Below are 21,492 nucleotides of genomic sequence, written 5' to 3' on the forward strand. Positions count from 1 at the left end.
GCTCATCGTCCCGGCCCGCGCAACAGCATCCACAGGAACACCGGCACGCCGATCAGCGCCGTCATCGCGCCGACCGGCAATTGGGCTGGCGCGATCACGGTGCGCGCCACCAGGTCGGCCGCCATCACCGCCGTGCCGCCGGCGAGCGCCGCGGCCGGCAGCAGCATGCGCTGGTCGTTGCCGAAGGCGAGCCGCAAGCCGTGCGGCACCACCAGGCCGATGAAGCCGATGGTGCCGGCCGTGGTGACCGAGGCCGCGGCAGCCAGCGAGGCGATCAGGTAGAGACGCAGCCGCAGCCGCGCGACCGGCACGCCCAGCGCGGCGGCGCCGAGCTCGCCGCGCAGCAGCACGTTCAGCTGCGGCGCGACCGGCAGCGCCGCGAGCAGCGCGCAGGCCAGCGCGGCCAGTGCGAACCAGGGCGGCGCCGCGCTGCCGAGATCGCCGGCCAGCCAGAACACCATGCCGCGCAGGCGGCTGTCGGGCGCGATCGACAGCATCAGCGTGATCAGCGCGCCCCAGCCGGCGGCCACCACCACGCCGGTGAGCAGCAGGCGCGGCGAGGCCTCGCGCACGGTATCGCGCACAGTGCCGCGCGCCGGGCCGAGCCTGAGCGAGCGATGCGCGAGGCCGAGCACCAGCGCGACCGACAGCAGCGCGCCCGCGAACGAGGCGGCATCGACCCACCACCAGGCGGCGCCCGCGATCATGGCCGCCAGCGCGAACCCGGCCGCGCCGCCCGAGACGCCGAGTACATAGGGCTCGGCCAGCGGATTGCGCAGCAGCACCTGCAGCAGCGCGCCCGCCAACGCCAGCAGGGCACCGCAGCCGAAGCCGGCCAGCGCGCGCGGCAGGCGCAGCGTGCGCACGATCTCGCCGGCCAGGGGATCGCCGCCGGCCGGCGTGAACAGCGCGCCCAGCACCTGTCGCGGCGGGATCGGCACGCTGCCGAGCGTCAGCGCGGCCACCAGCACCAGGGCGGCGGCCAGCGCGAGCGCGGCCCAGATCGCCCAGGCGCGGCCGCGCGTCATGCTCGCCGTGCGCGCGAACGTGTTCAAGCGGGGTTCCTCGCGAAGCTCATGCCTGCGCCGTGCGCGACGTCATGGCTAGCGCCAGCCGATCGTGACGTAGGCGCCGCGCCGCGGCGTGTTGTACCCGTAGGCAAGCTGGTAGTCCTTGTCGAGCAGGTTGTCGAGATGCGCGCTCACGTACCACGCCTTGGTGATGTCGTAGCGCGCCGTCAGGTTCACCACGCCGTAGCCGCCGAGCGTCTGCGCGCTGTCGCTGCGCGCGCCGCTCAGCAGCCACTCGGCACCGACGCGCCAGCCGCCGAACGGATGGCTGGCCGAGAACGACGCGAAGCGCCGCGCGTGCCGCAGCAGGTCCTGGTCGCCGCTCTGGTCGACCGGGTTCTGGAAGGTCGCCGAGGCGTGCAGGTCGGTCTTGCCCAGATGCCCCTGCCACGAGCCCTCGATGCCCTGCACCTTGGCGCGCCCGACGTTCTGCGCCGTATAGACCAGGCCCGACGCATCGGGCTCGTACTGGATCAGGTTCGCGTAGCGCGTCTGGAACAGGCTCAGCCGCATCACGCCCAGCGCGTCCGAGGCATATTGCAGCGCGGCCTCGATCGAATGGCTGCGCTCGGGCACCAGCGCGGGATTGCCGGCATCGGGGTAGTACAGGTCGTTGAAGGTCGGCGCGCGAAACGCATCCGAATAGCTCGCCGTGACCTTCCAGTGCTCGCCCAGGTCGTATCCGTAGCCGAGATAGTAGCTGTTCGCGCCGCCGAAATCCGAATACTGGTCGCGCCGCAGGTTGGCCTGCACCTGGCTGTTGCCGAAGCGGCCCGTGTAGCCGAGCCAGCCGGAATTCACGTGCCGCTGCGGCGCCGAGTAGACATCGGAAGCGAAGGCCTGGTCGAGCCGCTCGTAGCCGGCCTGGATGGCCTGGCCGCGCGCCACCGTGAAATCGTTCTGCCAGCTGTACTGGCGGTTGTCGGTGTTGAAGTGGTCGGTGTAGGCGCCGTTCAGCCAGCTCTGGCTGCGGTCGTTGCCGCTCGACACACGCAGGTGGGTGGTCCACCAGTCGGTCAGCTTGCCCTCGGCGTGCGCCGAGATCTGCTGCACGCGGCTGTAGAGCGTGTTGAGATCGGTCGTGGCCTGCCCGAAGGGGTTGTCGTAGCTGTTCTCGCCGTTCGACTGGAAGTAGTCGAGGCCCGCGCGCCAGCCGTTCGCGAAACGATGCTTGAGCGAGGCCGAGAGACTCTCGTTCAGGTTGCCGTTCGCGTTCGGATTGGCGCCCGGCTGCTGCACCGGGTCGATCGCCGAGAAGCCGTCGGTCTTGTCGCGCGACAGCGACAGCGAGAAGGTGGTGCTGCCGTCCGCATCGAGCCGGCCCGAGACGCCGGCCTGCTGCGACTGCGTGTGATAGCTGCCGTAGCCGGCCGAGAAATAGAAGCGCGGCGGATGATTGCCGCCGTCGCGCGTGAACACCTGCACCACGCCGCCGATCGCGCCCGAGCCGTACAGCGAGGAGACGTTGCCGTTGACGATCTCGACGTGGTCGATCTGCTCGAGCGTGAGCTGGCTCAGTTGCGCGGCGCCGAGGCTGGCCGAATCGACGCGCACGCCGTCGATCAGCAGCAGCGACTGGTTCGACTGCGCGCCGCGCAGGAACAGCGAGGTGTTCGAGCCGGGGCCGCCGTTGCGCACGATCTGCGCGCCGGGTGCGAACGCGAGCAGGCCAGGAAGATCGGACGCGCTGCTGTGTTCGATGTCCTCGCGCGTGAAGAGGGTGGTTTGCGGCAGCGCGTCGGCGAGCTTCTGCGCGCCGCGGCTCGCGCTCACCACCACCGAGTCGAGCGCGACCGGCGCGGCGGGATCGGCGGACGATGCGGCGCTGGATGAAGCCGTGGCGGTGGACGCAACGGCGGCGCGGTCGCTGCTTCGCGCGACGGACGGCGCGGCGGCGGAGCCCGTGGCATCGCTGGCGGCGCTGGCATCGCTGGCGGCGGCTATATCAGACGCGCGGGACGCGCCCTGCGCAACCTGGGCGAGCGACAGGCAAGGCAGCCCGCAAGCCGCGAGCAGGGCGGCGCGGACAAACGCGGTGAACATCGGGAACATCCTGTGGATTCGCGCGGCCCTGCCTCCCCGCAGCGCCGCCTCCGGAAGCGCGCAGGCCGCGCGCTTCCCCGCTTCGGCCGGTATCCGGGCTGGCGACCAGCCCACCCCCGCCTTCCCGCGCGAACCAGGCGCGCAGTGGCCACGGCGGCCCTCGTTCGCGTGAGGGCCGCCATCGAGGGGCGGCTTGCGCCAGGATCGCCAGCGCGATCGACGCGGTCGCTTACCGTTGCGGGGGCAGCGCAGGTTGGCATGCCGCGCGGGCATTGCTCCCTGCTTCCCGTTTAACCGCGCGCGCCCTCGTCGAGGCCGCGCGCGAGCACCGAAGCGGCGCCAGTGTAGGAGCGCCCCCGGGCAGCGTCAAGAAACGCGCGTCGGACGCACGCAACGCCGGCAAAACGGCATTTCCCGTGTCACTTCGCGGCAAGAAGGGGGGTGGTTACGTCTGGATACGTTACAAAAGTCGGTACAAGGCGCTTTCCGCGCTAAAATGCCCGGTCTTTAGAGGACGCAGCAGATGCTCAACGAACTCGAAACCCTATCCCAGAACATTGGCCGCCTGATTGCGCTGAACCAACGCCATCACACGGAACGGCTCGCGCTCGAGGAGCAAGTCGCGCAATTGCGCGCGCAAGCCGAAGCCGTGCGCGTCGAGCTCGATCAGTTGCGCGACGAACGCAACGGCCTGGTCGCCGAGCGCGATGCGCTGTCGGCGAAGATCGACGATGCGCAGATCAAGCTCAACGCGATCCTCGAGAAGCTGCCGCGCACGCGCCAGGCCGCCGACGGCGACAGCCAGCTCGACCTGCTCGGCGGCGGCGAGGCTGCCGGCAACGGCGGCGACGACGCGGCCAGCCACGGAGAACATGCATGAGCAGCAAGCAGATCGAAGTCTCGATTCTCGGCCAGGCCTATCGCCTCGCCTGCTCGCCGGAAACCGAAGCAGCCCTGCTCGAGGCGGTCGCGCGCGTCGACGCCGAGATGTCGAAGATCCGCGCCAACAGCTCGGTGCGCGGCACCGATCGGATCGCGGTGATGGCCGCGCTGTCGCTCGCCTCGGAGTTGCTTCGCCTGCAACAGAGCGTTCGTCACGGCGAGGCATTTCCCGCGGAAGAAATCCGGCGTACAATGCGCCACATGAATGAACAGCTCGGCGCGGTACTGGCCCAGCACGAGTCGCGGTAAGCAGCGCGGCGCGGCGGACAAGCCAGCGGCTGCACCGAAGTAAGCGGTTCATGCGAATTCGTTTCACAAGATCGGATTCACTAGGTTCTCTCAGCTTCCCTGCCTGGTTCGCCAAGGTCATATATTCCTTGAACCAATGCCATGTGCACGGTTGCGGAAATTTGTAGCACGGGCGCGCGCGTCACTCTGTCTGATGTACCCGAAGTGCTGCTAACTGCGACCAATTCTGAACCTCAGGTTCAGGATGCCGGCCTAGCGGCCAAGGCGGGGACCTATTCGACGGCATCGGACCAGTTCCGATGCCGTTTTCATTTGTGCTTCGATTTGTGCTTCAAACGGCTCGCGTGCCCTGGATCGGCGATCACGAGGCACGCTAGGCGATCGCATTCCCGTCTCACCCGGCAAGCGTCGTCGCGACGGCCGCTGCTCCCGCCGCGCGCGTTCCCTGCCCCTTCTTTCAGCGGACCGCCCTCATGCAATTCTGGCTGATGAAATCCGAACCGGACGAGGCGAGCATCGACGATCTCGCCGCCGCGCCGAAACACACCCTGCCCTGGACGGGCGTGCGCAATTATCAGGCTCGCAATTTCATGCGCGACACCATGCGCATCGGCGACGGCGTGCTGTTCTATCACTCGAGCTGTCCCGAGCCCGGCATCGCGGGCCTGGCCGAAGTCTCGTCGACGCCCTATCCCGATCCGACCCAGTTCGATCCGGCCAGCCCCTATCACGATCCGAAGTCGAAGCGGGAAGAGCCGCGCTGGAGCCTGGTGGACGTGCGCTTCGTGAAGAAGACCCCCTTGATTCCGCTGGCCGCGCTGCGCGAGCACGACGAGCTCGCCGAGATGCGCGTGCTCGCCAGGGGCAACCGGCTCTCGATCACGCCGGTCACGCGCGCCGAATGGAAGTTCATCACCGAGAAGCTGATGAAGTGAGGCAGGTGCCGGCCGGCTCGCCGCGAGATCTGTCAGCAAAGGTAAATCGCGCGTGTGGTGCCGGAACTCGGCACGCCTTTCATCGGCCTAACGCTCGCGCGATCGGCGGAACCCCGGTTCCATCGATCGCCTCGACAAGACGCGCGGCACGATGTGGCACGGGCCGCTGGCCGCGCACAGAACAGGAGCTCATACGATGAAAAAATCCGCTGCCGTACTCGCCCTCGCCCTGGCCGCCGTGATCCCCGCGGTGCAGGCACAAGTCGCGCCCCAGCCTGCGGGCGTGCTGTCGCTGTCGGCACAGGCCAGCACCGACGTGCCGCAGGATGTGGTCGACATCACGCTGTTCTACGAACAGGAAGCGAAGGATCCGGGCAGCCTGACGACCGAGCTCAATCGCCGCGCCGACGCCGCGCTGGCCCGCGCGCGCGGCGTGTCGGGCGTGACCGCGCGCACCGGCGGCTTCTCGGTCTACCCGAGCAACGACCGCGACGGCAAGATCGCCGCCTGGCGCGGCCGCACCGAGATCGTGCTGGAGTCGCGCGATTTCACCGCGGCCTCGAAGCTCGCGGGTGACCTCGCCAGCACCCTGCAAGTCGGCAACGTCGAGTTCTCGCTGTCGCCGGAAGCGCAGCGCGCGGCCGAGCAGAAGCTGACCTCGGAAGCGATCCAGTCATTCCGCAACCGCGCCGCCGAGGCGGCCAAGGCCTTCGGCTACAGCGGCTACGCGATCCGCGAAGTCAATGTCGGCGGCGGCCGCAGCGTGCAGCCCTACCCGCGCATGATGGCGATGGACGCCGCGCCGATGATGGCGAAGGCCGCCGCCGCGCCGATCGCCGTCGAGGGCGGCAAGTCGACCGTCACCGTCAACGTGAACGGCTCGGTGCAGATGAAGTAAATCGCGTCGATGCGCGTGCCGCCCGCGAGCGGCGTGGCGGCATGAGATGACAAAAGGCCCGACCGGCTTGCACCGGTCGGGCCTTTTTCACATCGTCGTGTCACATCGTTCGACGAGGACCGCGCGAACTCATGCCGGCGTCGCGACACGCCCCTTGCGATAGGCCCACAGCATCATCAGCACGCCGGCGATGATCATCGGCAGCGACAGCCACTGGCCCATCGACAGGCCCAGCGCGAGCAGGCCGAGGAAATCGTCGGGCTCGCGGGCGAATTCCACCGTGAAGCGCGCCAGGCCATAGCCGATCAGGAACAGCGCCGACACCGCGCCGGTCGGGCGCGCCTTGCGCGAGAAGAAGAACAGCAGCAGGAACAGCGTGATGCCCTCCAGCGCGATCTCGTAGAGCTGCGAGGGATGGCGCGGCAGCATCTGGTACTGCATGAACACCTCGTTCAGGTTCCACTTCGCGGCGAGGTCGGGATGATGCGCGAGCCAGATCGCGTCGTCGCGCGAGGCGCCGGGGAACAGCATCGCCCAGGGCGCGTCGGGGCTCGTCACGCGGCCCCACAGCTCGCCGTTGATGAAGTTGCCGAAGCGGCCCGCGGCCAGGCCGGTGGGCACCATCGGCGCGATGAAGTCCGTCACCTGCAGCCAGGTGCGCTTGCGCTGCCAGGCGAACAGCACCATCGCGGCCAGCACGCCGAGGAAGCCGCCGTGGAACGACATCCCGCCTTCCCAGACGCGGAAGATGTCGAGCGGATGCGCGAAGTAGTAGCCGGCCTTGTAGAACAGCACGTAGCCGAGCCGCCCGCCCAGCACCACGCCGAGCACGCCGTAGAACATCATGTCGTCGATGTCCTTGGCGGTCCAGCCTTGCGCGGCGACATGCGGCAGCTTGAGCCGCACGCGGCCGACGACGATCGCCGCGATGAAGCCGACGAGATACATGAGCCCGTACCAGCGCACGGCCAACGGTCCGAGATGAATCGCGACGGGATCGAAATTGGGGTGAATGATCATGAGTCGGTGTGGATGGTTGCTGAATCGACGCGGCGTTCGTGCGCCGCGCCTGCTGTTTGACGGTGCGATCCCGCCCGCGTTCGCGCCGCGTGCATCAGGCCGGCGCGGCGCGCCGCACGATCTCGATGAAGCCCGCCAGCACCGGGCTGACGTCCCGGGTGCGCCAGACCAGGCCGGTCTCGACGATCGGCGTGCCGCCCGCCAGCGCACGGTAGACGACACCGGTGCGACGCAGGTTACGCAGCGATTGCGGCACCAGTGCGACGCCCATGCCGGCCGACACGAGGCTGACGATGGTCTGCATCTGGATCGCCTCCTGGCCGATGCGCGGCGTCAGGCCCCGCGCCCCATAGCAGCCCGTAATGATGTCATAAAAGCCGGGCGCCAGACGACGCGGGAAGATCACCAGCGGCAGATCGGCCAGTTGCTCGAGCCCGATCGGGCCGTCCTCGCCCGGCACCGCGGCCTCCTCGGGCATCGCCACCACCAGCGGCTCGCGCGCCACGCCGAGATAGGACAGGCCGGCCGCGTGGCGGGGCGGCAGCGGCTCGATCACCAGCCCGGCGTCGATCCGGCCTTCGGCCAGCATCTCGACCTGCAGGTCGCTGGTGGCCTCGGTCAGCTGCAGGCGCACGCGCGGGTAGCGCGCCCCGAACTCGCGCAGCAGCGCCGGCAGCAGGCCGTAATCGGCGGTCGAGACGAAGGCCAGCGCGAGCGTGCCGGCCTCGCCGCGCGCCAGGCTGGTGGCCAGCGGTGGCAGCGCGTCGGCGGCCGCCAGCAGGCGCCGCACCTCGGGCAGCAAGGCCGCGCCGACCGCCGACAACTCCACCGAGCGCTGGGTGCGCACGAACAGCAGCACGCCGAGCGCGGCCTCCAGCGCGCGGATCGCCTGCGACAGCGGCGGCTGCGTGATCGACAGGCGCGTCGCCGCGCGCCCGAAATGACGCTCCTCGGCCACCGCCACGAAGTAGCGCCATTGCCGCAGATCGGGGGTCGGTTCGGCCATGATTGATATCCTCAGCGACTCAATTGGCCACGAATAATATATTGGACAGGTGCCGAGGGACAGCCCATGCTTGCCTGACCACGGCTGCCCTGGCGCGCGCCGGATGTCCACAACCCGGATGGAGTCCCCCATGTCCTACAACCGTCGCTCGAAAAACATCACGCAGGGCGTGGCCCGCTCGCCGAACCGTTCGATGTACTACGCACTCGGCTACCAGCAGGCGGACTTCGACAAGCCGATGATCGGCATCGCCAACGGCCACTCCACCATCACGCCCTGCAATGCCGGCCTGCAGCGCCTGTCGGACGCGGCGGTCGAGGCCGTCAAGGCGGCCGGCGCCAATCCGCAGATCTTTGGCACGCCCACCATCTCGGACGGCATGTCGATGGGCACCGAGGGCATGAAGTATTCGCTGGTCTCGCGCGAGGTGATCGCCGATTGCATCGAGACCTGCGTGCAGGGGCAGTGGATGGACGGCGTGGTGGTGGTGGGCGGCTGCGACAAGAACATGCCGGGCGGCATGATCGCGCTGGCGCGGCTGAACGTGCCGGGCATCTACGTGTATGGCGGCACGATCCGCCCGGGCAACTGGAAGGGGCAGGACCTGACCATCGTCTCGGCCTTCGAGGCGGTCGGCGAGTTCACGGCCGGGCGCATGTCGCAGGAGGACTTCGACGGCATCGAGCGCAATGCCTGCCCCTCGACGGGCTCCTGCGGCGGCATGTACACGGCCAACACCATGAGCTCGTCCTTCGAGGCGCTCGGCATGGCGCTGCCCTATTCCTCGACGATGGCCAATCCCGACCAGGAGAAGGTCGATTCCGCGGCCGAGTCGGCGCGCGTGCTGGTGGAGGCCGTCAAGCGGGACCTGAAACCGCGCGACATCATCACCCGCGAATCGATCGAGAACGCCGTGTCGGTGATCATGGCCACCGGCGGCTCGACCAATGCCGTGCTGCACTTCCTGGCCATCGCGCACGCCGCCGAGATCGACTGGAGCATCGACGACTTCGAGCGGATCCGCCGACGCGTGCCGGTGATCTGCGACCTGAAGCCCTCGGGCCGCTACGTGGCCACCGACCTGCATCGCGCGGGCGGCATCCCGCAGGTGATGAAGATCCTGCTCGATGCAGGGCTGCTGCATGGCGAGTGCCTCACCATCACCGGCCAGACGGTGGCCGAGACGCTGCGCGAGGTGCCCTCGATGCCGCGCGCCGACCAGCAGGTGATCTTCCCGATCGACCAGGCGCTCTATCGCGAAGGCCACCTGGCGATCCTCAAGGGCAATCTCGCCGAGGACGGCGCGGTGGCCAAGATCAGCGGGCTGAAGAATCCGGTGATCACGGGGCCCGCGCGCGTGTTCGACGACGAGCAGAGCGCGCTGCAGGCGATCCTCGACGACCGCATCCGCGCCGGCGACGTGGTGGTGCTGCGCTATCTCGGCCCGCAAGGCGGCCCCGGCATGCCGGAGATGCTCGCGCCGACCTCGGCGATCATCGGCAAGGGGCTCGGCGAATCGGTGGGCCTGATCACCGACGGGCGCTTCTCGGGCGGCACCTGGGGCATGGTGGTCGGCCACGTCGCGCCGGAGGCCTTCGCCGGCGGCACCATCGCCCTGGTCCAGGAAGGCGATTCGATCACCATCGACGCGCATCGCCTGCTGCTGCAGTTGAATGTCGACGATGCCGAGCTGGCGCGCCGCCGCGCCGCCTGGCAGCGGCCGGCGCCGCGTTACACGCGCGGCGTGCTGGCCAAGTACGCGGCGCTGGCGCTGCCGGCGAATCGCGGCGCCGTGACGGGCTGAAGCACTCGCCGCGGGCAGCAAAGAAGACGGAAGGAACGGCCTGGCCGACTCGCACGAGGGGCGCGAGGGGCACGAGGGGCGCGACGAGCTCGCGCCCTCTTTGCTTCTATAATGCGCGGACAGCCAGGCCGGCCCTCGCGCCGGCGGAGACCCCGTATGAGAATCACGCTACTGCGAGCCACGCTTGCCCTGCTGCTGGCCGCGAACCTGCCGGCCCAGGCGCAGCAGCCGGCCAGCGGCCCGCTGCTCGCGCAACGCAGGAACTGCATGGCCTGCCATGCGGTCGCCGCGCCCCTGATGGGGCCGTCCTTCCACGCCATCGCCGATCGCTACATGAATCGCCCCGATGCGGCCGACTATCTGGTGCAGACCATCGTCAAGGGCAGCGTCGGCGTGTGGGGGCCGGTGCCGATGCCGGCCAACACCCAGGTGACCGGCGACGAGGCGCGCACCCTCGCGCAGTGGATCCTGACCTTGAAATGAACACGGGCCGCGGCGAAGCGGCGGCCTGAAACAAGAAAACGCGCGAGCGCACCTGGAGTGCGCGTCGCGCGTTTGTCATTCGGGGCCGCAGCGGTCCCGCGAGCCGGGGCGCCGGATCCAGCCGCCCTGGCCGACCTCCCTGAACGCCTCAGTGCTCCTGCCGGGATTGCGGCGCGCCGCGCCGAGCGAGCGCCTCGTCGACGGCCTCGGCCACCCAGCGCTCGAATTCAGGCGCCAGCGCCGTCACCACCTGCTGCGACACCTCGCCGACCAGCCAGGCGGCATGCTGCTGGACCGCCTCGCGGCAACGCGCGTCGATCAGGGCACGGCCCTCGCCGGACAGATAGTCGGCGACACGACCTTGCAGCCGCTCGGCGATATGCCGGGAATCGATCGGCGCCGCGGGCGGCGGCACGGGTTCGGCTTGCGCAGCACCGATCAGCTCGGCGGGCGGGAGCGCCTCGACATCGGCGAAACGTGCCGGCACCGGCGTCTCGGCGGCAACGGGCGACAACTGCGCGAAGGCGGCAGGCGCCAGCGTCTCGACGCGATGCAGCACGGATTCGGTGCGCGCGGCGAGATCGTCGGGAGGGACTGGTGCCCGATGCAGTGCTTCGCCGTGCAGCGTCGCCGAGGCGGCGGCAGGCTCTTGCGAGGGGCCGTCGAGCGCATAGGCCAGCGGTGCGTTGTCGGGCGCATCGTGCTCGTCGTCGCGCGGATCGGGCCGCGCTTCCATCTCGGCGGGAACGGCCTCGATAGGCAGCGGCTGCGGCGCCGCGGCGAATTCCTGGGGAACCGCCGGCTCGGCGGCCAAGAACACGGCTTCGGCCTCAGTGGATTCGAGCGGCGATGACTGCGGCTCGACGAGCGGAGCGGGGCTTGCCGAGAATTCCTGAGGGATGCTCGCCTCGGGCGCGACGAATGCCGCTTCGGCCGGGTCGGGCCCGCTGAAGGTGGATGCCTCATGCGACTCGGGCCACGGCTGAGGCTCGGCCGCGAATTCCGGCGGCGTCGATGTCGGCTCCGGCGCGACGAACGCGGCTTCCGCCTGCGTCGGCTCGCTGGCAACCGACGCTTCGTGCGCCTCAGGCAAGGGCTGCGGCTCGCCCGCGAATTCCGGCGGCGTCGATACCGGCTCCGGCGCGACGAACGCGGCTTCCGCCTGCGTCGGCTCGCTGGCAACCGACGCTTCGTGCGCCTCAGGCAAGGGCTGCGGCTCGCCCGCGAATTCCGGCGGCACCGTCACCGGCTCCGCCGCGACGAACACAGGCTCCGCCGGCGCCTCGGCGCCCTGCGCCGTCGCCGGCGAGGAAACCAGCCCTCGCGGTGCAAGCGCGGCCGGCTCGCCCGCCGCCAGGTGCGAAGCCGGCAGCGCATCGGCCCCGGCTCCGGCCGGCGCGCCATAGGCGGTGGACAAGCCCGCGCCCCCGCCGAGCGTCGGCAGGCCCGAAGCCGCCAGCTCGGGCGGCACCTGCGGCGGCAACTCGGGCAGGTCGGTGGCATGCGGCGGCGCCGCATCGGCGGCCTGCCAGGGACGACGTGCGAGCACGGACTTGCCGGGCACCAGCACGTCGGTCAGCACGGGAATGTCGAACTCGTTGTGGGCGTCGGGCATGTTGGCTCCAGGCGCGACTAGCCGCCTTGCTTGTAGTTGTTCAGCGCGTAGCCGCGGTCGCGGTAGAAACGGTAGCGATCGCGGCCGGCCGCCAGTTCCTCGGGCGCGTTGCCGACCACCTCGAGCAGCCGGGCGAAGCGCGCGAACTGCGCGGGCACCTCGGCGCCGAGATTGAGCAGCACGCCGTCGTGCGGGGCGCGCGACAGATCGGTGGTCAGCACGATCGGCGTCTGCGAGGCCTGCGGGCTGTCGACCGAGCAATGGGGAATGAAATCGAGCGGCGAGAAGGTCCACAGCCGCTCGTCGAGCGTGCGCAGCCGCGCCGGCTCGGCGCAGACCACCACGGCCTGGCCGGCCAGGTAGGCCTTGCGCAGCAGCCGGCACGCATACGCGAGCGAGTCGCCGACGTTCGAATGGAAATCGATTCGTGTCATCGGGCGCCCCGCCGCGTCATGCCTGCCTTTTCCGACCTTGCACTCACGCGCCGGCGCGGTCGATCAGGAACTGCGAGAGCAGCGGCACCGGACGGCCGGTGGCGCCCTTGGCGGCACCGCTCTTCCAGGCCGTGCCGGCGATGTCCAGGTGCGCCCACGGATAGCTTTCCGCGAAACGCGCCAGGAAGCAGGCCGCCGTGATGCTGCCGCCCGGACGGCCGCCGATGTTGGCCAGGTCCGCGAAGTTCGACTTCAGCAGGTCCTGGTACTCGTCGTCGAGCGGCAGGCGCCAGGCCGGATCGCCCGCTTCGCGCGAGGCGTCGAGCAGTTCGCCGGCCAGCGCGTCGTCCTTCGAGAACAGGCCGCTGTTGTGGTGGCCCAGCGCGATCACGCAGGCGCCCGTCAGGGTCGCCACGTCGATCACCGCGGCCGGCTTGAAGCGCTCGGCGTAGGTCAGCGCGTCGCAGAGGATCAGGCGGCCTTCGGCGTCGGTGTTCAGCACCTCGATCGTCAGGCCCTTCATGCTGGTGACGATGTCGCCCGGCTTGGTGGCCTGGCCCGAGGGCATGTTCTCGCAGGTCGGCACGATCGCCACCACGTTGAGCTTCAGCTCCATCTCGGCGAGCGCGCGCATGGTGCCCAGCACCGAGCCGGCGCCGCACATGTCGTACTTCATCTCGTCCATGCCCTCGCCCGGCTTCAGCGAGATGCCGCCGGTGTCGAAGGTGATGCCCTTGCCGACCAGCACGATCGGCGCGACCTTGGCGGCGGCGCCCTGGTAGTGCAGCACGATGAACTGCGGCGGCTCGACCGAACCGCGCGTGACCGACAGGAAGGAACCCATCTTCAGCGCCTGGATCTGCTTGAGGCCGAGCACCTCAGCCTTCAGGCCCCAGTCCTTGGCCAGCTGCCTGGCGGTATTGGCGAGATAGGTGGGGGTGCAGACGTTGCCGGGCAGGTTGCCCAGGTCACGCGTGAGATCCATGCCGTTGGCGATCGCCACGGCCTGCTTGGCGGCCTGCTTGGCGGCCTTCTCGTCGGCCGGATCGACGCTGAACACCACGCGCTTGAGCGTGGCCGGGGCCGGTTCGGCCTTGCTCTTCATCTGCGTGAAGCGGTAGGTCTCGCCGCGCAGCGCGAGAATCGCGGCGCGCACGCTCCACTCGGCGCCGCGCTCGGCCACCGGCAGTTGTGCCAGCGTGAAGGCGACCTGGCCGACCTTGGTGGCCAGCAGCGCGCGCCAGGCGGCACGCGCGGCTTCCTGGTAGGCCTTCTGGCCGAAGCCGTCCTGCTTGCCGAGGCCGACCAGCAGCACGCGGGACGCGCCGATGCCCTCGACCTCGTGCAGGAACAGCGTCTTGCCGAGCTTGCCGTCCATGTCGCCGGCCTTGACTAGGCGCGACACCAGGCCCTTGACGGCTTCATCGATGTCGAGCGCGGCGCCGGACAGCGTCTGCGACTCGAACACGCCGACCACCACGCAGTCGGACTTGCCGGTCAGGAACCCCTTGGACGCACCTTTGCTCCAATCAAAGCCTTTTATGCTAAAGTCCATCGCGCTTGTCCTCGGATAAAATCTGGGCTATGTGGGTGAAAGCCGCAATTATCCGCTATTTTTCCTGTGGCGGCGCGCTGTATCCCTCCCCGCCCTCTTCGCCTCAAACATGATCTTCGAACGCTCCCTCCAGCGCGAGCTTGCGTACACCGCCGGCGCTGTCTTCATGGTGCTGCTCACGATCATGCTGACGTCGATGATGATCCGCATCGTCGGCTATGCAGCGTCCGGTCAGGTCAGCCCGAAGGACGTGCTCGTGCTGATCGGCCTCACCGTGATCGGCTATCTCGCGATGATCCTGGTCGGCACCCTCTTCGTGTCGATCCTGTTCGTGCTCACGCGCTGGTACAAGGACTCCGAAATGGTGGTCTGGCTCGCCTCGGGCGTGAGCCTGACGCGCCTGATCAAGCCGATCGGCGTGTTCGCCACGCCCATCATCGTGCTGATCGCCTTCTTCGCCTTCGTCGGCTGGCCCTGGTCGAACCAGCAGAGCAAGCTGATCAAGGCGCGCTTCCAGCAGCGCGACGAAGTCTCGCTGCTCGCGCCGGGCCAGTTCCGCGAGTCGCCGTCCACCAACCGCGTGTTCTTCATCGAGAAGATGTCGGCCGACCAGGCCGCCGTGCAGAACGTGTTCGTCACCACCACCGAGCAGGGCAAGGTCAACGTGGTGGTGTCGCAGACCGGCCATACCGAGACCGCCCAGAACGGCGACCGCTTCATCGTGCTGGAAAACGGCCGCCGCTACGACGGCGTGCCCGGCCAGCCGAACTTCAAGATCATGCAGTTCGAGCGCTACGGCGTGAAGATCCAGAGCAAGCAGGTGGTCACCCAGCCGACCACCACCAGCACCCCGACGCTGGACCTGCTGCGCGATCCGACCGACGAGAACCTCGCCGAATTCGCCTGGCGCGTCGGCCTGCCGCTGATCGCCATCAATCTGATGATTCTCGCGATCCCGCTGGCCTACCAGAACCCGCGGCGCGGCCGCACCGTGAACCTCGTGATGGCCGTGCTGATCTATCTGACGTATTCGAACCTGCTCAACGTGATGCAGTCGCAGATCGAGCGCGGCAAGATCCCGTTCGGCGTGGGCCTGGTGGTGCTGCACCTGGTGGTGGCCGGCATCGTCGCCTTCCTGTTCTGGATGCGCGTGCGCAACCGGCCGCTGATCTCGCGCGCCACGTTCCGCCGGGGAGCCTGACCGATGCGGCTCTACGAAAAGTACTTCGCGCGCCAGATCTACCTGACCTTCGTGTTCGTGCTGTTCGCGTTCTCGGGGCTGTTCTTCTTCTTCGACCTGATCAGCGAGCTGAACTCGGTCGGCCACGGCAGCTACAACTTCGGCTACGCGGTGCTGCGCGTGGGCCTGCAGACGCCCTCGCGCTTCTACGAGATCATCCCGGTCGCCACCCTGATCAGCGCCATCTACGTGTTCGCGCAGATGGCCGCCAACTCGGAATTCACCATCTTCCGCGTCTCGGGCCTGGCCACCAACCGGGCACTGCGCTCGCTGTTGAAGATTGGCGTGCCGCTGGTGATCGTCACCTACCTGATCGGCGAGTTCATCGGCCCCTATACCGATCAGCTCTCCGAGCGCGTGCGGCTCGAGGCGCTCGGCTCCTCGGTGTCGTCGAACTTCCAGTCGGGCGTGTGGGTCAAGGACACGCTGACGGCGCGCGACAACGGCGAGCCCGTCACGCGCTTCGTCAACGTCGGCACGCTCTCACCCGACTCGACCATCAGCAACGTGCGGATCTACGAGTTCGACTCGAAGTTCCAGCTGCAGAACGTGCGCATCGCCAAGTCGGGGCGCTACGCGCCGCCGGGCCACTGGCTGCTGACCGACGTGACCGACACCCAGCTCTCGCCGATCGTGCCGGCGCCGAACACGCCCAAGGATGCGCTGAACCCGGTCTATCGCTCCGAGCAGGTGAGCATGCCGCAGTATTCGCTGCGCTCGGACCTCACGCCACAGATCCTCTCGGTGCTGCTGGTGTCGCCGGAACGCATGTCGATCTTCAACCTGTTCCGCTACATCCAGCATCTTCGCGAGAACCAGCAGGACACCCAGCGCTACGACATCGCGCTGTGGCGCAAGCTGCTCTACCCGTTCGCGGTATTCGTGATGCTGGTGCTGTCGCTGCCGTTCGCGTACCTGCACACGCGCGCCGGCGTGGTCGGCGTGAAGGTGTTCGGCGGCATCATGCTCGGCATGAGCTTCCAGCTCTTCAACACGCTGTTCTCGCATATCGGCACGCTCAACACCTGGCCTGCGCCGCTGACCGCGGCGCTACCCGGCCTGATCTACCTGGCGCTCGGCCTGTTCGGGCTCAAGTGGGTCGACCGGCACTGAGCCACTGATCACCACGGAGGGAAGATGAGCAGACACGGGATCATCCTGTTCGGACACGGTTCGCGCGACCCGCGCTGGATGGAGCCGTTCGAGCGGCTGGCCGAGCGCGTGCGCGCCAGCCATACCAGCGGCCCCGTCGCGCTGGCCTTTCTCGAACTGATGCCGCCCGAGCTCGAGGACGCGGTGGCCGCCCATGTCACGGCCGGCTGCGCGACCGTCACCATCGTGCCGGTGTTCGTCGGCCAGGGTGGCCATGTGCGGCGCGACTTGCCCGAGATCGTCGAGGCCTGCCGCGCGGCGCATCCCGGCGTGGATATCCGCTGCGCCACGGCGATCGGCGAGGACGATTCGGTGCTCGACGCGATCGCGACATACTGCCTGCAGCAAGCGGGCGACTGAACTTTCGACCGGGATGCGCTCCCGCTCGCTGAAATACGAAACGCCGGCCTCGCGCCGGCGTTGTTCATGGTGCGGGGAATGTGCCGCTGAAATGCGAAACGCCGGCCCGAGGGCCGGCGTTGCTTCGTATCGACTGCTGCGGGTATTGACGGGCGCTTCACCGACCCGCAGCTCAGGCCGCGTTGCGGACCTCGCCCTTGCCTGCCGGCTGCCCGGTGGCCTCCCCGCTACCCGGCTCCACCGCTCCCGCGCGTTCCGCGAAGGCCGCGCCGATCATCAGCAGGCTCGGCTGCGAGGGATCGAGCCAGGCCTGCGCCTCGCCCGCCGCCATGCGCGCCAGCGTCAGCGCCAGGCTGCGCTCGCGCGGCGTGCTGCAGGCCTCGACGATCGCCACCGGCGTGTCGCCGGCGCGGCCCGCGTCGATCAGTTGCCGGGCGATGCCGGGCGCGCTGTCGCGGCCCATGTAGAAGACCAGCGAATCGGCCTGCACCTGCTCGCGAATCTCGTCGCTGCCGGGCGCACGGCTCTGGGTGGCGAAGGCCACGCTGCGCGACACGCCGCGCAGCGTCAGCGAGCGCTTGAGCGCGGCGGCACTCGCCAGCGCCGCGGTGATGCCCGGCACCACCTCGTAGTCGATGCCGGCCGCCTCGAGCGCGCGCATCTCCTCGTCGGCCCGGCCGAACAGCATCGGGTCGCCGCCCTTCAGGCGCACCACCACCGCGTGCTCGCGCGCCGCGTCGATGATCTGCTTGTTGATGAACTGCTGCGCCGTGGAGCGCTGGCCGCAGCGCTTGCCGACCGCGATGCGGCGCGCGTTCGGCGCGTAATCGAGCATCGCCGGCTCGATCAGCGCGTCGTGCAGCACCACTTCGGCCTGGCCCAGCAGGCGCGCGCCGCGCACCGTGATCAGGTCGGCCGCGCCGGGTCCGGCGCCAATCAGATACACCTTGCCCATAAGCCTTTCATTGGTAGAACGCCGTCGGCCGCGACACGCGAGGCCGACGGCGCCGGACTCACGCCGAGTAGGCGCGAATCATCCCGGCGGCGACCGTGTGATGGGTCGCCTCGTCGATCAGCACGAACGCGCCCGTGCCCGGATGCGCATCGTAGGTATCGCAGACGATCGGCTTCTGCAGCGTCAGCGCCACCCGGCCGATGTCGTTCATCTTCAGGTCCTGGCGGTCGCTGGCGTGCGACAGCGTATGCACGTCCAGCACCTGCTTGACCGCGCCGATCTTGGTGAACACCGTGTTGGTGGTCTGCTTGAGCAGATACTTGCGTTGCGGGGACAACGGGGTTTCGTCGAACCAGCAGAGATCGGCCTCCAGCTTCCGGGCCGGCTCGATGCGCTGCGCGTTCGGCACGAACACGTCGCCGCGCGAGACGTCGACGTCCTCGGCGAGGCGGATCGTGACGGTCTGCCCCGCGAAGGCGGATTCTACCGCAGCCGTGCCGCCCGGCACCGGCGCGACAATCTCCGCCACGGTCGCCGTGCGGCCCGAGGGCAGCACCGCGATCTCGTCGCCCACCTTCACCTCGCCCGCCTCGACACGGCCCATGTAGCCGCGGAAATCGTCGGCCGAGCTGCCGTCCTGGCGCGCCACCCACTGCACCGGGAAGCGCAGCGCCTCGCCGCCGTCGATCGCCACCGGCAGCGTCTCCAGCACGTCGAGCAACGGCTCGCCGGCGTACCAGGGCATGCTGTCCGAGAGCGTGACGATGTTGTCGCCCTTCAGGGCCGACACCGGCACGAAGCGCACGCCTTCCAGGCCGAGCTGCTGCGCGAGCACGACGTAGGCATCGCGGATCAGGTTGAAGGTCGCTTCCGAATACCCGACCAGGTCCATCTTGTTGATCGCGACGATCACGTGCTGCAGGCCGAGCAGCTTGACGATCGCGCTGTGGCGCTTGGTCTGCGGCAGCAATTGCGTGACGCCGCCCTCGACCGTGACGCGCGTGGCGTCCACCAGGATGATGGCCGCGTGCGCGGTGGAGGCGCCGGTCACCATGTTGCGCGTGTACTGCTCGTGGCCCGGCGTGTCGGCGATGATGAACTTGCGCTTGGTGGTGGCGAAGTAGCGGTAGGCCACGTCGATCGTAATGCCCTGCTCGCGCTCGGCTTCCAGACCGTCGGTCAGCAGCGCGAGGTCGAGCTCGTCGCCGACGGTGCGCTTGTTCTTGGCGCGCGACAGCGCGGACAGCTGGTCCGACAACACGGCCTTGCTGTCGTACAGCAGGCGGCCGATCAGCGTGCTCTTGCCGTCGTCGACGCTGCCCGCCGTGATGAAGCGCAACACGCCGAGGTCTTCGTGGTTCTCGATGATGCTCATGATGTCTGTGTCCTCGCGTGCTTCAGAAATAACCTTGCTTCTTGCGCTGTTCCATCGCGGCCTCGGAGGTCTGGTCGTCCATCCGCGTGGCGCCGCGCTCGGTGATCTCGGTCACCGCGGTCTCGGCGATGATCTTCTCGACGTCGTCGGCATCGCTCTCCACCGGGCAGGTGCAGGAGATGTCGCCGACCGTGCGGAAGCGCACCTGGGCGGTTTCGCTGACCTCACCCTCGCGCATCGGCGTGAGCGGCGTGACCGGCACCAGCAGGCCGTTGCGGCGCACGATCTCGCGCTGGTGCGCGTAGTAGATCGAGGGCAGTTCGAGCTGCTCGCGCGCGATGTATTGCCAGACGTCGAGCTCGGTCCAGTTCGAGATCGGGAACACGCGCAGGTGCTCGCCCTTGTGCAGGCGCGCGTTGTAGAGGCTCCAGAGTTCCGGGCGCTGGGCCTTCGGATCCCATTGGCCGAACTCGTCGCGGAACGAGAAGATGCGCTCCTTGGCGCGGGCCTTTTCCTCGTCGCGGCGCGCGCCGCCGATCATCGCGGTGTAACCGTATTGTTCGATGGTCTCGAGCAGGGTGACGGCCTGGGCGGCGTTGCGCGAATCGGTTTCGCGGCGCAGCACCACGGTGCCGCGCTGGATCGAATCCTCGACGTGGCCGACCACCAGCTCGGCGCCGATTTCCTTGGCGCGGCGATCGCGGAAGTCGATCACCTCATCGTAGTTGTGACCGGTGTCGATATGCACCAGCGGGAACGGCAGCGAGGTCTTGCGATCCGGGCCCAGGCCGAAGGCCTTCAGCGCGAGATGCAGCACGACGACCGAATCCTTGCCGCCCGAGAACAGCAGGGCCGGCTTGCTGCATTCGGCCACCAGCTCGCGCAGGATGTGGATCGACTCGGCCTCGAGCCAGTCGAGGTGGCCCATCCGGCTGGCGGTGCCGGCCGGCGATGCGAAGGCGGATTGTTCGAGCGTCGTGCTCATGATGTCAGTCCTTACTGGGTTGCTGGCCGCCCGTCGTGGCGGGCGGCGCGATTGCTTTCGTTGCTTGGGTCGGGCCGCGGCGCCTCAGGCGCTCACCGGCCGCTGCGGCAGCTCCGACACCGGCGCGATCGTGATGTGCAGGCCGCATTCCTTGGTGTCGCGCGACTCCCACCACCAGCGACCGGCGCGGCTGTCCTCGCCGGGGCGGATCGCCCGCGTGCAGGGCTCGCAGCCGATGCTCGGGTAGCCGCGCGCGTGCAGCGGATTGACCGGCACCTCGAAGGCCTTCAGGTAGGCCCAGACCTCGGCTTCGGTCCAGTCCGCCAGCGGGTTGTACTTGGCGATGCCACGCGCCTCGTCCTGCTCCTGCTCGTGCAGCTCGGCGCGCGTCACCGACTGCTCGCGGCGCTGGCCGGTCACCCAGGCATCCACCTCCGACAGCGCGCGGTTGAGCGGCTCGACCTTGCGGATGTGGCAGCAGGACTTGCGCAGCTCGACGCTTTCGTAGAAGGCATTCAGGCCGTGCTCGGCGACGTACTGGTCGATCGCGTCCTGCTGCGGATGGAACTGCTCGATCTCGTAGCCGTAGCGCTCGCGCACGCGGTCGATCATGCCGAGCGTCTCGGCATGCAGGCGGCCCGTGTTCAGTGAGAAGATGCCGATCGCGTGGCCCTTGGAAAGGATCGCGTGGGTCACCAGCATGTCCTCGGCCGCGAGGCTGCTGGCGAACTTCACGCGCTCATGGCTCGCCGCGATCGAGGCGAGCAGCGCGTCGAGCCGCTCGACCTTGGCGCTCAGCTCGGGCGTGAGGACGTCGCTCATGCGTTCACCTGTGCCGAGGCGGCGCGGCGGCGGAACAGCGGCACCGCGTCGTCCACCGCGCCCTGGTAGCGTTCCGAGAACTCCGTGAAGGCGTTCAGCGCGTCGTGCGGGTCGCGATCGGCGCGCACCGCGAAGGCGTCGAAGCCGCAGCGCGACATGTAGTTCAGCTGGTCGCGCAGCACGTCGCCGATCGCGCGCAGCTCGCCGGTCCAGCCGTGGCGATTGCGCAGCAGGTGCGCCGTGCTGTAGCCTCGGCCGTCGCCGAAGCGCGGGAAGTCCACCGCGATCACCGTCAGCTTGTCGAAATCGGCGACCAGCTCGGCCGGTTCGCTGTCCGGCGCGAGCCACACGCCCAGTTCGTCCTTGCCGCGCGCGGCGACCAGCGCCTCGCGCTCGGCCTGCCAGTAGGCCAGCGGCACCAGCAGCTTGCCGGCCGGCAGCGCGTCCACCGCGGGCAGGGCGCCGTCCTCGGCGGCCCGCACCACTTGCCATGCGTCGTCGATCACGGCGCGGTTCTTGATAATCGAAGCCATCTGCTAATTCCTCGTT

Annotated in this window: 21 protein-coding genes, 1 other RNA gene and 1 riboswitch; of the genes, 10 read left to right on the plus strand and 12 right to left on the minus strand. The window is 68.9% G+C overall.

The genetic code is table 11. From position 1 onward, the window contains the following. Positions 1-2: 2 nt before the first annotated feature. The gene (locus BM43_RS20025; protein ID WP_036053027.1) at positions 3-1,028 is read right to left on the minus strand and encodes a FecCD family ABC transporter permease; all 1,026 of its coding nucleotides are present in this window, start codon (positions 1,026-1,028) and stop codon (positions 3-5) included. A 75-nt stretch (positions 1,029-1,103) separates the two neighbouring features. Continuing rightward, a complete protein-coding gene (locus BM43_RS20030) occupies positions 1,104-3,113 on the minus strand; it encodes a TonB-dependent receptor domain-containing protein (RefSeq protein ID WP_036049551.1) in 2,010 nt (669 codons plus the stop codon). A 67-nt stretch (positions 3,114-3,180) separates the two neighbouring features. Then, positions 3,181-3,461, minus strand: a riboswitch (cobalamin riboswitch). A 175-nt stretch (positions 3,462-3,636) separates the two neighbouring features. On the opposite strand from BM43_RS20030, the gene BM43_RS20035 reads away from it, so the two are divergent. The 5 genes from BM43_RS20035 to BM43_RS20050 all read left to right on the plus strand — a co-directional run bounded on the left by BM43_RS20035 (position 3,637) and on the right by BM43_RS20050 (position 6,137). Continuing rightward, positions 3,637-3,993 (plus strand): hypothetical protein, encoded by a 357-nt coding sequence (locus BM43_RS20035; protein WP_013699079.1) that lies wholly within the window; start codon positions 3,637-3,639, stop codon positions 3,991-3,993. Then, complete coding sequence (locus tag BM43_RS20040) at positions 3,990-4,304, plus strand: cell division protein ZapA (protein ID WP_013699080.1); 315 nt, start codon at positions 3,990-3,992, stop codon at positions 4,302-4,304. The genes BM43_RS20035 and BM43_RS20040 overlap by 4 nt, the downstream gene beginning before the upstream one ends. A gap of 93 nt (positions 4,305-4,397) precedes the next feature. Beyond that, a non-coding RNA gene (gene ssrS / locus BM43_RS37840) (6S RNA) lies at positions 4,398-4,579 on the plus strand. A gap of 198 nt (positions 4,580-4,777) precedes the next feature. Beyond that, positions 4,778-5,239 carry an EVE domain-containing protein gene (locus tag BM43_RS20045; protein ID WP_013699081.1) on the plus strand — a complete coding sequence of 154 codons (462 nt, stop codon included), beginning with the start codon at positions 4,778-4,780 and terminating at the stop codon, positions 5,237-5,239. Between the two features lie 196 nt (positions 5,240-5,435). Continuing rightward, positions 5,436-6,137 (plus strand): SIMPL domain-containing protein, encoded by a 702-nt coding sequence (locus BM43_RS20050; protein ID WP_036049549.1) that lies wholly within the window; start codon positions 5,436-5,438, stop codon positions 6,135-6,137. A 129-nt stretch (positions 6,138-6,266) separates the two neighbouring features. Here the strand turns inward: BM43_RS20050 and lgt are convergent, their stop codons facing one another. Both lgt and BM43_RS20060 read right to left on the minus strand, forming a co-directional pair. After that, positions 6,267-7,157, minus strand: coding sequence for a prolipoprotein diacylglyceryl transferase (gene lgt, locus BM43_RS20055; protein ID WP_036049547.1), 891 nt, complete (start codon positions 7,155-7,157; stop codon positions 6,267-6,269). A 94-nt stretch (positions 7,158-7,251) separates the two neighbouring features. Then, positions 7,252-8,163 carry a LysR family transcriptional regulator gene (locus BM43_RS20060; RefSeq protein WP_013699084.1) on the minus strand — a complete coding sequence of 304 codons (912 nt, stop codon included), beginning with the start codon at positions 8,161-8,163 and terminating at the stop codon, positions 7,252-7,254. 130 nt (positions 8,164-8,293) lie between these two features. Between BM43_RS20060 and ilvD the strand changes: the two genes are divergently transcribed. After that, positions 8,294-9,967 carry a dihydroxy-acid dehydratase gene (gene ilvD, locus BM43_RS20065; RefSeq protein WP_036049545.1) on the plus strand — a complete coding sequence of 558 codons (1,674 nt, stop codon included), beginning with the start codon at positions 8,294-8,296 and terminating at the stop codon, positions 9,965-9,967. A 156-nt stretch (positions 9,968-10,123) separates the two neighbouring features. After that, positions 10,124-10,450 (plus strand): c-type cytochrome, encoded by a 327-nt coding sequence (locus BM43_RS20070; RefSeq protein WP_013699086.1) that lies wholly within the window; start codon positions 10,124-10,126, stop codon positions 10,448-10,450. Between the two features lie 148 nt (positions 10,451-10,598). Here BM43_RS20070 and BM43_RS37625 read toward each other — a convergent pair whose 3' ends face one another. Genes BM43_RS37625 through BM43_RS20085 form a run of 3 tightly spaced genes read right to left on the minus strand, consistent with a single transcriptional unit; the run spans position 10,599 to position 14,054 of the window. Beyond that, a complete protein-coding gene (locus BM43_RS37625) occupies positions 10,599-12,065 on the minus strand; it encodes a DUF2486 family protein (protein WP_052409257.1) in 1,467 nt (488 codons plus the stop codon). A 17-nt stretch (positions 12,066-12,082) separates the two neighbouring features. Then, positions 12,083-12,499, minus strand: a complete 417-nt coding sequence (locus BM43_RS20080; RefSeq protein ID WP_013699088.1) for a DNA polymerase III subunit chi — start codon at positions 12,497-12,499, stop codon at positions 12,083-12,085. A gap of 43 nt (positions 12,500-12,542) precedes the next feature. Beyond that, positions 12,543-14,054: a leucyl aminopeptidase gene (locus tag BM43_RS20085; RefSeq protein ID WP_013699089.1), complete on the minus strand. Its 1,512-nt coding sequence runs from the start codon at positions 14,052-14,054 to the stop codon at positions 12,543-12,545. Positions 14,055-14,163: 109 nt separating this feature from the next. On the opposite strand from BM43_RS20085, the gene lptF reads away from it, so the two are divergent. From lptF to BM43_RS20100, 3 genes are read left to right on the plus strand one after another with little or no spacing between them, the layout of a single operon-like run. Next, the gene (lptF, locus tag BM43_RS20090; protein WP_036049543.1) at positions 14,164-15,255 is read left to right on the plus strand and encodes an LPS export ABC transporter permease LptF; all 1,092 of its coding nucleotides are present in this window, start codon (positions 14,164-14,166) and stop codon (positions 15,253-15,255) included. 3 nt (positions 15,256-15,258) lie between these two features. Continuing rightward, the gene (gene lptG / locus BM43_RS20095) at positions 15,259-16,407 is read left to right on the plus strand and encodes an LPS export ABC transporter permease LptG (protein WP_013699091.1); all 1,149 of its coding nucleotides are present in this window, start codon (positions 15,259-15,261) and stop codon (positions 16,405-16,407) included. A 24-nt stretch (positions 16,408-16,431) separates the two neighbouring features. Beyond that, a complete protein-coding gene (locus tag BM43_RS20100; RefSeq protein WP_013699092.1) occupies positions 16,432-16,806 on the plus strand; it encodes a sirohydrochlorin chelatase in 375 nt (124 codons plus the stop codon). 172 nt (positions 16,807-16,978) lie between these two features. On the opposite strand, the gene cobA is transcribed toward BM43_RS20100, so the two are convergent. The 5 genes from cobA to BM43_RS20125 all read right to left on the minus strand — a co-directional run bounded on the left by cobA (position 16,979) and on the right by BM43_RS20125 (position 21,476). Then, a complete protein-coding gene (cobA, locus tag BM43_RS20105) occupies positions 16,979-17,761 on the minus strand; it encodes a uroporphyrinogen-III C-methyltransferase (RefSeq protein ID WP_036049542.1) in 783 nt (260 codons plus the stop codon). A gap of 58 nt (positions 17,762-17,819) precedes the next feature. Next, positions 17,820-19,136 carry a sulfate adenylyltransferase subunit 1 gene (locus BM43_RS20110; RefSeq protein WP_036049540.1) on the minus strand — a complete coding sequence of 439 codons (1,317 nt, stop codon included), beginning with the start codon at positions 19,134-19,136 and terminating at the stop codon, positions 17,820-17,822. A 22-nt stretch (positions 19,137-19,158) separates the two neighbouring features. Beyond that, entirely contained in the window at positions 19,159-20,121 is a 963-nt protein-coding gene (gene cysD, locus BM43_RS20115) for a sulfate adenylyltransferase subunit CysD (protein WP_013699095.1), read from the minus strand. Positions 20,122-20,205: 84 nt separating this feature from the next. Further along, positions 20,206-20,943 (minus strand): phosphoadenylyl-sulfate reductase, encoded by a 738-nt coding sequence (locus tag BM43_RS20120; RefSeq protein WP_036049538.1) that lies wholly within the window; start codon positions 20,941-20,943, stop codon positions 20,206-20,208. Next, positions 20,940-21,476, minus strand: a complete 537-nt coding sequence (locus BM43_RS20125) for a DUF934 domain-containing protein (RefSeq protein WP_013699097.1) — start codon at positions 21,474-21,476, stop codon at positions 20,940-20,942. Before BM43_RS20125 ends, BM43_RS20120 begins: the two co-directional genes overlap by 4 nt. Positions 21,477-21,492 lie beyond the last annotated feature (16 nt).

It is taken from the genome of Burkholderia gladioli, assembly GCF_000959725.1.
GTDB classification, from domain to species: Bacteria; Pseudomonadota; Gammaproteobacteria; order Burkholderiales; family Burkholderiaceae; genus Burkholderia; species Burkholderia gladioli.

Excerpts from the sequence above, each read along its gene's own strand:
- BM43_RS20125 (WP_013699097.1), bottom strand. The coding sequence starts at position 21,476 with ATGGCTTCGATTATCAAGAACCGCGCCGTGATCGACGACGCATGGCAA.
- BM43_RS20030 (WP_036049551.1), bottom strand. The coding sequence starts at position 3,113 with ATGTTCACCGCGTTTGTCCGCGCCGCCCTGCTCGCGGCTTGCGGGCTG.
- cobA (WP_036049542.1), bottom strand. The coding sequence starts at position 17,761 with ATGGGCAAGGTGTATCTGATTGGCGCCGGACCCGGCGCGGCCGACCTG.
- BM43_RS20100 (WP_013699092.1), top strand. The coding sequence starts at position 16,432 with ATGAGCAGACACGGGATCATCCTGTTCGGACACGGTTCGCGCGACCCG.
- lptF (WP_036049543.1), top strand. The coding sequence starts at position 14,164 with ATGATCTTCGAACGCTCCCTCCAGCGCGAGCTTGCGTACACCGCCGGC.
- BM43_RS20050 (WP_036049549.1), top strand. The coding sequence starts at position 5,436 with ATGAAAAAATCCGCTGCCGTACTCGCCCTCGCCCTGGCCGCCGTGATC.
- BM43_RS20035 (WP_013699079.1), top strand. The coding sequence starts at position 3,637 with ATGCTCAACGAACTCGAAACCCTATCCCAGAACATTGGCCGCCTGATT.
- lgt (WP_036049547.1), bottom strand. The coding sequence starts at position 7,157 with ATGATCATTCACCCCAATTTCGATCCCGTCGCGATTCATCTCGGACCG.
- BM43_RS20025 (WP_036053027.1), bottom strand. The coding sequence starts at position 1,028 with ATGACGCGCGGCCGCGCCTGGGCGATCTGGGCCGCGCTCGCGCTGGCC.
- BM43_RS20070 (WP_013699086.1), top strand. The coding sequence starts at position 10,124 with ATGAGAATCACGCTACTGCGAGCCACGCTTGCCCTGCTGCTGGCCGCG.
- BM43_RS20040 (WP_013699080.1), top strand. The coding sequence starts at position 3,990 with ATGAGCAGCAAGCAGATCGAAGTCTCGATTCTCGGCCAGGCCTATCGC.
- lptG (WP_013699091.1), top strand. The coding sequence starts at position 15,259 with ATGCGGCTCTACGAAAAGTACTTCGCGCGCCAGATCTACCTGACCTTC.
- BM43_RS20110 (WP_036049540.1), bottom strand. The coding sequence starts at position 19,136 with ATGAGCATCATCGAGAACCACGAAGACCTCGGCGTGTTGCGCTTCATC.
- cysD (WP_013699095.1), bottom strand. The coding sequence starts at position 20,121 with ATGAGCACGACGCTCGAACAATCCGCCTTCGCATCGCCGGCCGGCACC.
- ilvD (WP_036049545.1), top strand. The coding sequence starts at position 8,294 with ATGTCCTACAACCGTCGCTCGAAAAACATCACGCAGGGCGTGGCCCGC.
- BM43_RS37625 (WP_052409257.1), bottom strand. The coding sequence starts at position 12,065 with ATGCCCGACGCCCACAACGAGTTCGACATTCCCGTGCTGACCGACGTG.
- BM43_RS20060 (WP_013699084.1), bottom strand. The coding sequence starts at position 8,163 with ATGGCCGAACCGACCCCCGATCTGCGGCAATGGCGCTACTTCGTGGCG.
- BM43_RS20085 (WP_013699089.1), bottom strand. The coding sequence starts at position 14,054 with ATGGACTTTAGCATAAAAGGCTTTGATTGGAGCAAAGGTGCGTCCAAG.
- BM43_RS20080 (WP_013699088.1), bottom strand. The coding sequence starts at position 12,499 with ATGACACGAATCGATTTCCATTCGAACGTCGGCGACTCGCTCGCGTAT.
- BM43_RS20120 (WP_036049538.1), bottom strand. The coding sequence starts at position 20,943 with ATGAGCGACGTCCTCACGCCCGAGCTGAGCGCCAAGGTCGAGCGGCTC.
- BM43_RS20045 (WP_013699081.1), top strand. The coding sequence starts at position 4,778 with ATGCAATTCTGGCTGATGAAATCCGAACCGGACGAGGCGAGCATCGAC.